At 66.4% G+C, this 13,119-nt stretch carries 12 protein-coding genes; 9 read left to right on the top strand and 3 right to left on the bottom strand.

The features are described from left to right. Nucleotides 1–33: 33 nt before the first annotated feature. Together ACFY2Q_RS27760 and ACFY2Q_RS27755 are read right to left on the bottom strand one after the other, a co-directional pair. Nucleotides 34–600: a hypothetical protein gene (locus ACFY2Q_RS27760; RefSeq protein ID WP_387135245.1), complete on the bottom strand. Its 567-nt coding sequence runs from the start codon at nt 598–600 to the stop codon at nt 34–36. A 163-nt stretch (nt 601–763) separates the two neighbouring features. Further along, nucleotides 764–1,153, bottom strand: a complete 390-nt coding sequence (locus tag ACFY2Q_RS27755) for a transposase (protein ID WP_387135242.1) — start codon at nt 1,151–1,153, stop codon at nt 764–766. A 748-nt stretch (nt 1,154–1,901) separates the two neighbouring features. Between ACFY2Q_RS27755 and ACFY2Q_RS27750 the strand changes: the two genes are divergently transcribed. From ACFY2Q_RS27750 to ACFY2Q_RS27725, 6 genes are all read left to right on the top strand, one after another. Next, nucleotides 1,902–2,597: a class I SAM-dependent methyltransferase gene (locus ACFY2Q_RS27750; protein ID WP_387135239.1), complete on the top strand. Its 696-nt coding sequence runs from the start codon at nt 1,902–1,904 to the stop codon at nt 2,595–2,597. Between the two features lie 12 nt (nt 2,598–2,609). Further along, nucleotides 2,610–2,891, top strand: a complete 282-nt coding sequence (locus ACFY2Q_RS27745; RefSeq protein WP_387135236.1) for a PqqD family protein — start codon at nt 2,610–2,612, stop codon at nt 2,889–2,891. Continuing rightward, nucleotides 2,888–3,361 (top strand): hypothetical protein, encoded by a 474-nt coding sequence (locus tag ACFY2Q_RS27740; protein ID WP_387135234.1) that lies wholly within the window; start codon nt 2,888–2,890, stop codon nt 3,359–3,361. Before ACFY2Q_RS27745 ends, ACFY2Q_RS27740 begins: the two co-directional genes overlap by 4 nt. 9 nt (nt 3,362–3,370) lie before the next feature. After that, on the top strand, nt 3,371–4,828 hold the full coding sequence (locus tag ACFY2Q_RS27735; RefSeq protein ID WP_387135232.1) for an MFS transporter: 1,458 nt from the start codon (nt 3,371–3,373) through the stop codon (nt 4,826–4,828). Between the two features lie 62 nt (nt 4,829–4,890). Continuing rightward, on the top strand, nt 4,891–7,074 hold the full coding sequence (locus ACFY2Q_RS27730) for an asparagine synthetase B family protein (protein WP_387135230.1): 2,184 nt from the start codon (nt 4,891–4,893) through the stop codon (nt 7,072–7,074). Then, complete coding sequence (locus ACFY2Q_RS27725; RefSeq protein WP_387135228.1) at nt 7,071–8,066, top strand: JmjC domain-containing protein; 996 nt, start codon at nt 7,071–7,073, stop codon at nt 8,064–8,066. Before ACFY2Q_RS27730 ends, ACFY2Q_RS27725 begins: the two co-directional genes overlap by 4 nt. Nucleotides 8,067–8,074: 8 nt before the next feature. On the opposite strand, the gene ACFY2Q_RS27720 is transcribed toward ACFY2Q_RS27725, so the two are convergent. Beyond that, nucleotides 8,075–8,575 carry a GNAT family N-acetyltransferase gene (locus tag ACFY2Q_RS27720; RefSeq protein ID WP_387135226.1) on the bottom strand — a complete coding sequence of 167 codons (501 nt, stop codon included), beginning with the start codon at nt 8,573–8,575 and terminating at the stop codon, nt 8,075–8,077. A gap of 694 nt (nt 8,576–9,269) precedes the next feature. Here ACFY2Q_RS27720 and ACFY2Q_RS27715 point away from each other — a divergent pair. The 3 genes from ACFY2Q_RS27715 to ACFY2Q_RS27705 all read left to right on the top strand — a co-directional run bounded on the left by ACFY2Q_RS27715 (nt 9,270) and on the right by ACFY2Q_RS27705 (nt 13,003). After that, on the top strand, nt 9,270–10,799 hold the full coding sequence (locus ACFY2Q_RS27715; RefSeq protein ID WP_387135223.1) for a hypothetical protein: 1,530 nt from the start codon (nt 9,270–9,272) through the stop codon (nt 10,797–10,799). A 334-nt stretch (nt 10,800–11,133) separates the two neighbouring features. Further along, nucleotides 11,134–11,886, top strand: coding sequence for a hypothetical protein (locus ACFY2Q_RS27710; RefSeq protein WP_387135221.1), 753 nt, complete (start codon nt 11,134–11,136; stop codon nt 11,884–11,886). Further along, a complete protein-coding gene (locus ACFY2Q_RS27705; RefSeq protein ID WP_387135219.1) occupies nt 11,879–13,003 on the top strand; it encodes a DUF4407 domain-containing protein in 1,125 nt (374 codons plus the stop codon). The genes ACFY2Q_RS27710 and ACFY2Q_RS27705 overlap by 8 nt, the downstream gene beginning before the upstream one ends. Nucleotides 13,004–13,119 lie beyond the last annotated feature (116 nt).

Raw genomic sequence — 13,119 nt, 5'->3', positions numbered from 1 at the left:
ATGGGCGGGGACGTTCGTGGAAGGGGTCCACCGCTACGCCGCATTGCTGCGGGTCGCGGCGAGTTCGGGGAAGGCATCCTCCCAGCGCTGGCGGAGCTGGGGCGGCAGCCAGAGGGTGGACCAGAGCCGCCGGAGGAGGTCAGCATCGAGCCAGGTGTCCAGATCCTCGACGGTACTGGCCTCGGTGAGCACCACCTTATACATGCTGGCCAGGCGTGCGGGCCGGTTCAGGTCGTACTCGGCGTGCCCGGACCAGTCAAGATGACGCGGAAGCGTCACCGTGCCTTCGGTCGGGCCGTGCAGTGCGGTAAGGGTTTCGGCCACCACGTAGGGCCTCCGGTCACCGTAGGGCCGGTAGTCCGCCGGTGGCCGGGGTGATGTGCGGCGCCGGCTGATGTTGGCCGCCCGCCGGACCTCCGGTCGTAGCGCCTGACGGATCGTTTCCCGGCTGTACCCGGTGACCCGCTGCAGATCCACCGGCCGCCAGCCGGCCGCGCGGAACGCCCGCAGCTGCTCGTCCCGCTCCGTCAACGCGGCCGCCCGCGTCGCCTCGTACCTCGAGACAACCGCGTGCAACTCATCCTCGGAAAACCGGCCCATGCCCGCAGCCAAATACGCTAGGCCAAGCAGGCTTGGCGCTTCGTCAGATCCCCTAGCCGGCGGGACCAGTCATGGTGATCGCGATGGGATGCACTCATGTTCTGGTAAAGCCGAGGGCCCGGTATCCGGGCATGCGGCGTGGAAGTGAGGGCGACCCACCGTGTCAGGACGAGACAGTTGCGCGGGTCAGAGCTACGGCGACGTCATCGGCGATCTGAGTGTTGCGGGGCTCGTCGAGGGCCAGTCGCCGCTGCACCTCGGCGAGCGCGCCGGGCGCGTCCAGGTCGACGTCGCCAGGTTGGAAGGTGGTCTCGTCTATGAATAGCTTGCCGAGCATGCGAGCGGCGGTGCGGGTCAGGCGGTTGCGCATCCGCCATTCCGGGTCCCTGCTACGGCCGCTGCGCCCTCGCTGGGTGAGCGTGACCCGACGGCGGATCCCGGTGACGGCCCGGTTGGCAAGCTGTACGACGTGAAAGTGGTCGACGACCAGCGCTGCATGCGGCGGGACTTGCCGGACGGCGACTTTGGACACGGCCCAGATGTCGATCGCCATCACATAGACCTGCTGGCGCCTGGACTCCCCCTCGCCTCTACCCGAGGACTTCGACACACGCCCCAGGCGAGTAACCCTTGTCTGCCGGACAGGTCACAGAAGCCGACGTGCCACCGATCCGCGGTGATGGTCCATGAGCTGACCTGCTCGTCCCAGGTCCCTTACCGAATCCGGAAGGCCAGTTTGGGACCGATACGCTCAGTACATCCATTAAACCACCCTTGCCGATCACCTGGATTACTGGCAGGATCGATCCGCAACCCTGAATAAGCGCTCGGTTGATGATCTACGGGGGATGGTATGGCTGTTCAGATCGAATAGTGATCTTGCGCGCGCATCCTCGTGTCATGGATGCGACGCGCTTTTTGTTTTTCGGGACGGGTTGTCGCCCGAGAATGATGCATGTCTCAAGCCCGCACCAGTCGGGTCTATTTCTATGCCCAAAAAGCGGCACCCGACTTCTTGGGGATCCAAGTTAGCGAGTTGTTGACGGCCGGAGATCAATCGACTAGAACTGAATCCAGTCGCCCAAGCCGAGGTTCGCGATTACTGACGGGGAGGTGATCAAGATGAAGAAGGTTTACCGCAAGCCGGTCGCGCTGGAGCTGCGCCGCATGGTCGTCGATGGTGGTCACTGATCGCTGCTGAATTTTGATCACGATAGTTGACGAACCTCGGCTTGGGCGGCCGACCCCTCCAGGAGGCGTCATTGATTACCGCAGAAGAATGCAAGATTTACAATGAATTCGTGGACGAGCACCAGTGGTACTTATACCCGGTGCTGGCTGCGCGGGTCGCCCGGTTGGCGGGTGGCCCGTTCGATGTGGCGGTCGACATGGGAACCGGTCCTGGCCTACTCACGGCGTATCTCGCCCGTGATCTGGCTCGGCGGGTGCACGCCGTCGACATCAACCCGGCGATGCACGAGCTCGCCCGATCGACCTGCACCCGCATGGGGGTCGTCGACCGTGTTGAGTTCGACCGATGCGACGTGCACCGTCTACCCTACCCGGACAATCACGCCGACCTTGTCGTCTCGTATTCTTGTTTCCATCACTGGGCCGATCCGGTGACCGGGCTACGTGAATGCTTCCGCATCCTGCGGCCCGGCGGGATGATGGTAATATGGGACACCGACGGAAGCCGAAAGTCCGCCGTCGAAAGGATCGCGCGCGTCGTCCGCGATCCCGCCCACCTGCGATTCGTTACCGAGGCCTTCGACGAAAGCTACGCGCCGGCTGAGGTCTCCGGGATGGTGGCAGAAGCACACCTGCCTGATCCCTTCCTAGGCCCGTTTTCGATCGACGAAGAAGACGTTATGGCGGCGATCGACGACCTCGCAAATGGCGCCTCTTTGCCCGATCCCGGCGAAGCCGGCGACGGCACCGCCGTGGCCTGGGAACTGATTGTCCGTAAAGCCGACCCAGCGCCGGCCCAATCTTGAGGTGAAGCATTCATGATAATCGATGACAATACTGTTCTGGCGGCGGCCGAGAATCTCGAGACCCGCCAGTATCTCAAGGGCCTGGTGATCGAGCCAGGGCTGTCGCTCAACGAGGTCGGAGCCTTCGTATTCGGCCTGGTCGACGGCCACCGGTCGGTAGCCGGCATCGTCGAGGCGATGACCCAGGAGTACGACGTACCCGCCGACGAGTGCCGACAGGACGTCGTCGAACTACTGACTCAGCTCACGGAGAGCGGTGCCCTGGTGTCCGCGGTGCCGGCCGGTACCGCGTGATCGCGGAGACGACATCGCCCGAGGAGATCTTGGCAGCGCGCCGGTACGCGAACACCAGCTATGTCGCCCTGCTGGTTGCGCTCGCCCGCGACCACAGGATGTCCCTGGCCGGTCTCGCGGAATGGGTACAACGCCCTTACGAGGAACTCGGGCTGTACGCCGAACTGAGTCGCATGGAACCGACGGAACGGCTCCGGTTCGCGGCGATCCGGTTCGCGAACGGGCGCCGCCTGCTGTACGACGAGGTGACTCTTGGCCCAGTAGATGAGGGCTGGCGAGTGACCAGCCACGTCTGGTACGCCACCCACCCGCCGGAAAGCCTTGCCCTCACCGGACTCGCCCCGGCCGACCTTCGCGAGTACGGCGCGTTGCTGGCCACCCGGCAGCTCGCCCTGCAGGGGATCACAGTCACGTTCGACAACACTGTAGATCTCGAGGTCGCGACCCTCCGAGTCACGAAAGCCGATTAGGAGCCCTCAGTGACCACCACCGCGCCGGACGTGTCCCGCCAGCGCTTACTCGTGCTCGTCGTCTCCGCCACCGTCTTCGCTGGAGTGATGAGCACCTCGATGCTCAACCTGGCGCAGCCCGAGTTGGTCCGCGCCTTCGGCGTCGACTACGAGACACTGCAGTGGCGGCACGTCGTCTTCTGGACCGCACTGGGCATTGGGATGCCGACGCTCGGCCGGCTGGCCCGCAGCGTCCAGCCACGCACGCTCATCCTCGTCGGCCTCGGCATGTTCGTGGTGGCCACGACGGGCAGCGCACTCACTACGAACTTTGGGCTTTGGCTGGCCTTCCAGATGCTGCAGGGCCTTGCCGACGCGTTCATCGTGCCCGCGCAGTCCGTTATCATCCGTAACCACCTGCCAGAGAATCGCACCGGCTGGGCCTTCGGTCTCATGTCGTCAGTGATCGCGGCCGCCAACGTGGCCGGCCCGGGCCTGGGCGGGCTCGTTTTGCAGTTCGGCCCCTGGCAGCTGATCTTCGCGACGCTCGCTGTGATCGCCGTGGTGCTGATGCCGCTGACACTCTGGCTCGTACCGGTGATCCCACTAGAGCGGACCAGGGCCTCGCTGCCGCTGGCCGGGGCAGTGCTCTTCGGTGGTCTTCTGGTCGCCGCCCAGGCTCTGGTCATGCCCGAGCAACGCGCCGGAGCCGGCGTCTTGTTCTGGAGCGTGGTGCTCGCAGTGACGCTGCTGGCCCTACTGGCGCATGAACGCATTGTGCCGGACGGGCGCCGATTCGTTCCCCGGGCGCTAACCAGCCACCGCGGCTTTCTCGTCGCGATGCTGCGCGGTCTCCTGGTCTTCACCGCCGCAAACGGGGTCTTCTTCTTTCTGCCGTCCTACCTGCGCGAGTCCGGCGGCATGGCTGCGTCGGCGGTCGGCGTGCTCCTGCTGCTATCGGCCATCTTCCGGGTGATCTTCGGTGGGTGGGGCGGCAAGCAGTCCGACCGGCGGATGTCTGTCACCCTGCTTATCGGGTCCCTGCTCTTCCTCGCCTCGATCGGCGTGCTGGCCCTCGTCCGTCCAGCAAATGCGGTCTTCCTGACTATGCTCGCGCTGCTGCTCTCGTCGGCCGGCGCGATCCTCCTCATCCCCGGGCTCAACAAACTCGGCGTGCAGACGATGCCGCCCGGGGACACCGGCACCTACGCGGGCTTCTTCCAGCTGGCGCAGTTCCTTCCCGGCGGCATTGCCGGAGCGCTGTTCGGATCGTTGGTGACCGGACCAGGCGACACCTTCAGCGGCACCGGATATCGCATGCTGCTCGGTTGGTGCGCCGTCCTTCTCGTGGTCGCGACGCTGCTCGCGCTGGCCGCCCGCGGCCGAACCACCCCAGACCCATCAGCGTCGCCGGAACAGGACGGCCCGGCTAGCCCGGGCCCCGCGGATCCAGGCCAGGATCGCACGAGCACGGAGGTGCTCCGCTGATGTGTGGCATCACAGGCGTTTTCCGAATCGGTGACACACCAGTCTCGGCTGAAGACCGGGCGATGGCGGACCAGATGGACGCCGCCGTCCGGCATCGCGGCCCGGACAGCCTGCACGGGCACGAGGGCCAAGGTCATGTGCTGCGCTTCAGCCGGCTCGCGGTGGTCGCCGCCGACACGGCGTCGGCGCAGCCCTTCACTGAGCCGTCCACCGGCCTGCGCACCGTGGTCAACGGTGAGATCTTCAACTTCCGGGAGATCGCTGACCGGCAGGGCCTGACGGCCGCACGCGGCGACTGCCATGTCCTTCACGAGTTGTACGCGAGGCGGGGACGGGACGCGATCGGCGAGCTCCGCGGCATGTTTGCCGCCCTGGTGTACGACGAGCGCGCGCGGCAGGTGCACCTGATTCGCGACCCGTTCGGGATCAAGCCGCTACTGTTTCACCTCAGTGCCACACACCTGCTGGTCAGCTCGGAGCTGAAGGGTCTATTCGCGTCCGGAGCGGTGACGGTCGAACCGGACTGGACGGGAGCGCTCGCCGACAGCTCATTCAACCTGACCGGCGGATCAAGCCCGGTGCCCGACCAGACCTATTTCCGGCACGTGCGAACGGTGCCGCCCGGCGGCGGCGTGAGCATTGACCTGCGGACCAGTGAGGTGCATACCTGGCAGTACTGGACGCCCACGATCGGTACGGGCAGCACTGCAGTCACTCCCGAGGAGTACACCGAGGAGTATGGGGCGCTGCTGCGTCAGGCGGTCGACCGGGCCTGCCTCAGCGATCAGCCGCTCGCGGCTTTCCTCAGCGGAGGAATCGACTCGGTGGCTGTCACCGCGCTTGCCGCCAAGAACACCGACGTGGCGGCCTGGACGGTGTTGTCGCCCAGCACAGTGGAAAGCGGTGACTTCCGGGCAGCCCAGCAGGCCGCTAGCTACCTTGGCATCGACATCTCCTGGGTCGACACTTGCGACCTGGAGGGGGCCTTTCGCCTAGATGACTGGCTCTGGGTATTGCACGGGTCAGAAACCCCCCTGGCCGGCCCCGAGCAGTACTACAAGATGCTTATGCTGCAAGCGGCACGCGCCCGCGGCGACCGGTTCAAGGTCGTGCTGACCGGGCAGGGCAGCGACGAGTTCAACGGCGGATACAGCTCGGTGCTGAACCTCAGCGACGACGGTGGGTGGAGCGGGTTCGAAGCGGCACTACGGGCTCGTCGGCGGCGCACGGCCCTGGACCGGCTACCTGGAGCACTGTCCGCGCTCGACGATCTTCTGCCGGAAGGGTGCGTCCGCACCACCTGGATCAGCGGCGACGATGGTCCGGCCGATCAGTCTTACCGGGACTACATCGCGGTCAAGCGAAGCGATCTTCAGCGCTTCAACTGCTGGCATGAGGATCGAACCACGGCGTACTTCAGTACCGAGAGCCGCCCGGTGTTCCTTGATGTCGACCTGGTGAACCATTGCTTGTCGGTGCCGCGATCACTGCGGGCGCGGCTGCTTGACGACAAGCGCATCCTTCGCGACGCCGTGAGGGGCCTTCTGCCCCCTGAGTTGGTACGTCGGCCCAAAGCTCCGTTCTTTTACGCTGCTGATCGCAGCATCGGCCTGCGCTCGATGGCGAACCTCCTGCGGCACGACAGCGATGCACTCATCAACCTCGCCACCGCCGGCCCCGTGTCAGCCAAGGTCCTGGACGCCGAGGCGCTTCGATCCGCAGTGGCCCGGATCACCGCCGATCCCGAGCACACCGGCATCGAGCAGGTGCTGCGGTTGCTGTCGCTCGGCACACTGGAGACCCTGCTCGCTGCTGCTCCGCCACCGGCCGGATCCACCGCGGAGCGGATCGTCGTGGCCTCCGGCCCTTTGGACGACCCGGAGCAGCACGCACGCCGGCGGATCGAAGGTGTCGGCCTCCCTCCCGACGACGACGTGCTCCTCGGGCTCCGGCCCGACATCGCGGTGCTGCGCCCCGCGCACGACGACGCCGAGGTCGTCCTCGTCGCCCGCGACGGCACCGTCGCATACGAGGTCGCATACGAGGACGAGCCCGCCCTCCACCAGGTGCTGGGACTGTTCAGCGAGCCCCGGTCGATCGTTGAGCTCGGCCGGCTGTCATCGCTTGGCATCGAGTCCGTTCGCGGCGCCGTGCGGACCCTGTCCCAGTTCGCCGTCGTCGAACCGGTGGGCGCCTCTGGGATGTCCGTCGCACCACCTGCGAAGAACGAAGGAGAAGTCGCATGACCAGCAGCACGACTGATGCTTTCGACGCCCTGTTCCAGCCGTTCGGGGGTCTTGCCGCGTTCCGCGACGACTACTGGCCCGGCCGGTTTGTAGCGGTAGACGGAGCCCTGGACCGGCTGAGTGTGCTTACTGGCGGCCAGAAGGTCGAGACCGTCGAGGACGTCATCAAGCTCTACGACAACCCGGTCATGGTGGTCGGCGAGGCGGTGATCGACGCGAGTGGCGGCATCATCGACCGGATGCTCGTCGACCGCGACGAGGCAATGGACTGGTACGACCGGGGTGCGGCTCTGGAGTTCGACTTCGCGCACCAGTTCATCCCCGCACTTGCCCGCCTGGTCGGACGCGCCCGGGAGGAGTTCCGCCTGCCGCCGGGCGCGCTCGCGAAGGGGATTATCTACGCCGCCAAGAGCGGAGGCGGTTTCCCGGTCCACTTCGACGCGTATGTCAATTTCGTCTTCCAGCTCGGTGGCGAAAAGGTCTGGCGGTTACAGGACAATGCCAACGTTGACCTGCCGATCCAGCACTACGACCTCGCTCAGTATCCGTACCTTCCGGAGGACCTGACCACGGTCTGGAGGGGGGAGCCACCCGCGGCTGGTCTGCCGGACGGACGTCAGGTCGTGCTACGGCCAGGCTCGATGCTCTTCCTGCCCAGGGGCCTATGGCACTGCACGCGGTCGGGCGAGGAGACGCTGTCGATGAACATCACCCTCGGTCAGCCCACCTGGCTCGACCTCCTGCAGTGGGCCGTCCGTCGCAAGCTGGCCGCGTTGCCCGAATGGCGAGGCCTGGTGCAGCTCGACGAGTCTGGCTCGTTCTCGCCTGAGGTCGCGGAAACCCTCGGCCGGGCGCTGGCTGCCGCGAGCGCGGAGCTCGGTGCCCTCGCGCCCGCTGACCTGGCGTTGGAGTGGAACCGGGGCTTGGACCAGAACCAGGAGGTGCAGGGCGGTATGCGCCAGTCACTGGCTTTGCGCCGGCTAATCGGTTGACGCCCGAGTTAGAGGCGCAGTTCGAGCACCAGTTCATGCCGGATGGGGATGCCGTCGTCCTCTAGCGGGATGCTGGGCTTGAGCTGTCTGGCACGGGTCACGGCGTCCCGGTCGACGCGTACCAGGTCGAAGCCGCGGCGCTGATAGAAGCGTAACGCTGCGAGGTTCTCGTTAGTGGTCACCAGCCACAGGAGGGTGACGCTCTGACGGACCGCTGCAGCCCGCAGCCAGCCGAGGAGGGCGGTGCCCGCGCCGATCCCTGGCTCGATGACAGCGAGCGAGATGATTTCCCAGGTCTCCGTGCCGTCGCGGCGGTAGGTGATCAGACCGACGCGGCGGCCGTCTCGCTCGGCCACGGCGGCAGCATCGCCGGTGGCGTCCAGGAGTTCGTCGTGGACCGCCATCATGGTGCTGCCGAACATGTCGGCCAGAACCTCGCGAAGGAACGGTGCGTCCTCGGTCACGGCATCTCGGACGGTGATGTGAGCGTCCGGTGCGGGTGCGTCCATGCGGAAATCCTGGCCTACTCGCTTCTTCCCGGCTCGCTCGGGCCGGGTACGCCGCTGACATTCGAAAAGCGCTATTCGGCTCCACGAATGCGGACCGGCCGCCAACCTTGTCCTTGACGACGTGCCCGGCCCGGGCCAAGTCCGTGTCGCGGTCGAGGCCGGCGGTCGTGGCACACCTGGGCATGGTTCCCGGCGGGTGCCCCCAACCCGGTGAGTGCCCCATGGTTCTCCGGTGACGGCGCCGACGGTAAGCGGACGCAACGTCGCCGATCTTCGATGATGTGCGCGGTGTGTTCTTCAGCGGATGCCAGCCCGGGTCAACCCGTGCCAACGCGGGTCCCCGCAGCTGAGGTTCCCCCGGTTTGCCGGAGCGTTGGTTTCCTGGCGCCGCACTCGCAACCAGCGTTGCACCGCTCGTCACCCTCCACAGCCTGATCGCGCACGACGAGCGCGCCGCTTCTCCCGGCCAAGAAACTCGCGGGGCCATCCGCCTACAGGCTCGTAGTTCGCAGACGGCCGGATCCTATTCGGTGGTCAACGCGGGTTCAACCTTGACCCCTCTGCTCAAGCGGGCTCCGAAACCACGGGTCAGTTTCAGGCGGAGCCAACAGTTCGGTCCGTTCTTCGGACCGGGGCTGCCATATACAGCCGTGTCCAGCTCGATCGAGTACGCGGTGCCCCTTACTGTCGGGTGGTGCAGCGATGGGATTCGCTAAATGAGCGGCAGCTCGACCTGCTTCGCCGGATCCACGGCGGCGATGACCTCAGCGGCCCGGACGGCGTCGAGTACCGCCGGTCGGCGCGTGCGCTTCAGGACCGGAACCTGGTGACGGTGACACGCAAGGCAGGGGTGTGGAGGGCGTGCTCGACCGATGCCGGTCGCTTCTACCTTGAGCATGGCCACCATCCCGATCATCCCGACCACCGTGCTTCCCTCCCGCGGTGGGAGACGCCGGCATCCGGCGGCATCGCCGGCGGCGCTTCGTCGGCGGAGCTGCTGCGGTCGGCTCGTGAACTGCTCGACCGCCTGCAGCACGAGGGCGGCATGGTTCGTATCGAGAGTCCCGACAGTGGAACGCGGGCCCGGTACCGCCGGATCATTCACGCGGTCAAGCAGCAGGGACTTGTGCCATCTGGTCACCATCTGCGCCACACTGGCCGTGACGCCGGGGACATCGTCATCGGCCTCTACGACGATGCCGGTCCGGACGAGACCGACTGGAATCGGATCCGGCTCAACACTCGACGTGTCACCACCGACCCGCATCTGGCGTTCAGCGCTTCCGAAGCCAATCCGACCAACCTCGCCGTCAGCCCTGACCTACTGCCCCGGGCGTTGCTGCTGATCCGGCAGCTCGCCGGCGAGGCGGCTCGGCGTGGGCACCGGCTCGGGGTCAACACCAAGGCGAAACACCCGCGGGTGTTCCTCCAGGCCGGTCAGGTCCGACGCACGGTCACCCTGACCGAGGAACGCGACCAGGTCCCGCACGAACCCACCGCCGAGGAGCTGAAGGTGATGCGCCTGCGGCCGTGGATGAAACCCGCGGAGTTCGACGTCGTCGACTCCGGCAGACTCCGCTTGGAGATCGCCCGGGCCGGACACGACAACCGGGACACCTGGACCGACACCCCACGCGTACGTCTGGAACAACGCGTCGCGCAGATCATTCAAGGGTTCGAGGCTGGCGTCACCGCCGACGAACAGCAACGGCGGGCAGCCGAAGCCGCGCGGGAAACAGCCGAGGCCGAGCACCGGCGGCGGCAGGAGGAAGCCGCGGCCGAGCGCAGACGGCAGGAGGAGGCCACCCTCGCGCAATGGCACGCCGCGATGGCCGACGCCCGCGTCCGGGCCGCCGAAAAGATCCGCGCGGAAACCTTCCGCAACGCCTACCAGGCGTGGACCACCGCAGCTGACATCCGCGCGTTCTGCACCGCCCTTGAACAAGCGGCCGAGGGAAGGGCCGCCGGCGGGTACCTCGCCAGCTGGGTCGTGTGGGGCAGGGCCGTCGCCGACCGTATCGACCCCACCCGCAGTCCCCGTGTGCTGGCCGACATCGATTACAACCGCGAACCCGGACCCGACGACCTGCGCCCGTTCCTCGGTGACTGGAGCCCCCACGGACCACGCAAGGAGCACCGCCCTGATCACGACCCGCAGGCCCACGCCGGCATCCTCCGACAGGCCGAACCGTGGCAACACGGGCTGCTCGACCGCGGCGCCTGAAGCGCGGCGACACCTCAACCGTCACCACACTCCGGCCGGATGCGCACGAGCCTGCCGGGACCTGCCGCCATCGCGGCGCGAACCGCCAGCACGACCCGGTACCACGCAACAAGCGACGCTTACCCGAAGGACGGCTGGATGAGAATCGACCCCTCCCGCTTCACCGTCGGTCTGCTGTCCACGAGGGGACGGTCGACCCTTCTGCGCTGAGGATCGCTGACTCTCGCGGGCGATCTCAACGAGCTACAGCGACATCGATGTCAGCCGACTGCTGGTGCTCAGTCACCCAATGGCCGGTGGCGTCTCGGGCTGCGGGCATTCCACAATGGCTGGCATGCACGTTGTCCGCCTGGTGCGCGCCGCGATCACCGCGGCCGCAGGGGCGGTCGTCACACTGGCACAGCTCAACCTCCCGAACAAGGAACTTTGGGCACGACTCGAGGCCGTGCAGTGGGTCAGCGTCATCGTCGTCACGCTCTTCCTGCTGTATGACGCCTTCTGGGCCGCCAACCAGGCGGTTCGAGCACGTCAGATGCGCGAATACGACGCGGACCTGCGCGCGGCGATCAGCAGTACGGTGACGTCCATCGTCGATGCCCTCGGTGTGCGCTGGGACGAGGTGTCGGTGCAGTACTACCGCAGCCGCCGTCTGCTGCTGCGACCCACACTCGTCCGGGTGACCGGCGTGCGTGCGGGCGCGCGCCTCACCGACGCTGGGCGCTCCTTCCGGCCCGGCGTCGGCCTGGTCGGCACCGCCTTCGCCGAGCAAGTGCTGATCGCCGAGCAGTGGCGTGACTTCTTCCAAACCGCGACCCGGCAGGGCCCGCAGGCGTGGAAACAGCGTGCACACCAGCAGCGCTACGGGCTTAGCTGGGGCCAACTCCGCCGCTCCGGCGGCCACGACGGAGCCGTAGCAAGCCCGACGTTCGCCGAGAACGGCCGACCGAACGGTTGCATCATGATCAGTGGCCCATTGAAGGAGGCCGACCTGGTCAGCGACGAAATGGGCCAAATCATCGACAGTTTGGCGACCACGCTCGATCAGGTAGGGCCGCCACCGGCGGGATGGTGGAGTGTACATGCCTGATAACCCGGTTGGCATCCGCCGCCGCGTCACCTACACCGGACAGGTCTCTCCCGGCTTCGCCGCACTCCTGATGAAATACGGTGCCTCACCCCGCTTGGTGCAGGTCGCGCGCGAGAAGACTGCAGACCCTGACCGTCAGGTGATCTCTACATCCGAGACCCCCGTCGCCGACACCGGTCAGCGGGCTCCCCGAACCGGTATCGGCGCGCTACTCACCCGCCTTGCCGGCGCTGATCAGGAACTCCTGTCGCGCCTGCCGAGCGAACGCCCTCGATTTCAGACGCTTGGCTTGGTTCTGATTACCACGTCGTTGTTCGCAGCGTTGTCCATGGGAGTAGCCCTCCACCTCGCGACAGGGTCGATCGCTTTGGCGATCCCAGTGGCCGCTTTCTGGGGTGTTCTCGTGCTCACTCTCGATCGCAGCCTGGTCGTATCGGCGATCGAGCGCAGCCGGGCGATCTCCCGGTTCTGGGTGCTATTGCCGCGGCTCTTCATGAACATCGCGCTCGGGGCGGTCACGGCAACCCCGCTCGTGCTCAGTGTCTTCGAAACCGAGATCCAGGCACAGATCGGGCTCACTCGACCCGACCTCGCCGGGCAGCAGATCGGCATTCTCGATCGGCTGGTGGCGCTCGATCAACTGGGCAAGCAGAGCAACTTCTTGCAGCTCGCGGTGTGGCTGGTGTCGGGTCTGTTGCTCATGATCGAGGTCATGCCCAGTGTGTTCGTCCTCTTGGCCCGGCTGAGACCAGCGCAGCCCTATGAAATGGTCCTTGAGGTCAAAGAGCGCTACGTCGTCGTCGACGAGGAGGTCAGCGAGATCCGCAAGTGGGCTCCGGGCGCCCGTTCTCGCACCAGGAACGCCGGCGTCGAGGAATCGGGCACCGAGGAATGCGACGTCGAGACGACTGGCACTGGGACAGCTAGCTTCGAGAAGGAAACCAACACCGAAAAATCCGGCACGGAGGAGGCGGTCACAGCTGACCCGGCCACCGTGGAGCAGAAGATCGACGCACTTCACGAAAGGCTGGACGCCCTGGTCGAGAGCCTCGCGAGACAGCAGGAACGTGAGTTCGCCGAAGTAATCGACATCGCGAGCCGCCGCCGGGCCAGCTGACCACGGCGCGGAAATGCTCAACCTAAGGGACGTCTCGTAACCCCGGTGTCTGTCTAGTCAGGACGGTCGGTCAGGATCCCTGGGTGCAGGTGATCACCGCAGCCAACCCTGACTGG

Source organism: Micromonospora sp. NPDC000316 (assembly GCF_042898885.1).
Taxonomy (GTDB): domain Bacteria; phylum Actinomycetota; class Actinomycetes; order Mycobacteriales; family Micromonosporaceae; genus Micromonospora.
Note: the sequence above shows the minus strand (reverse complement) of the source record. Positions and strands in the feature narration are given on the sequence as shown.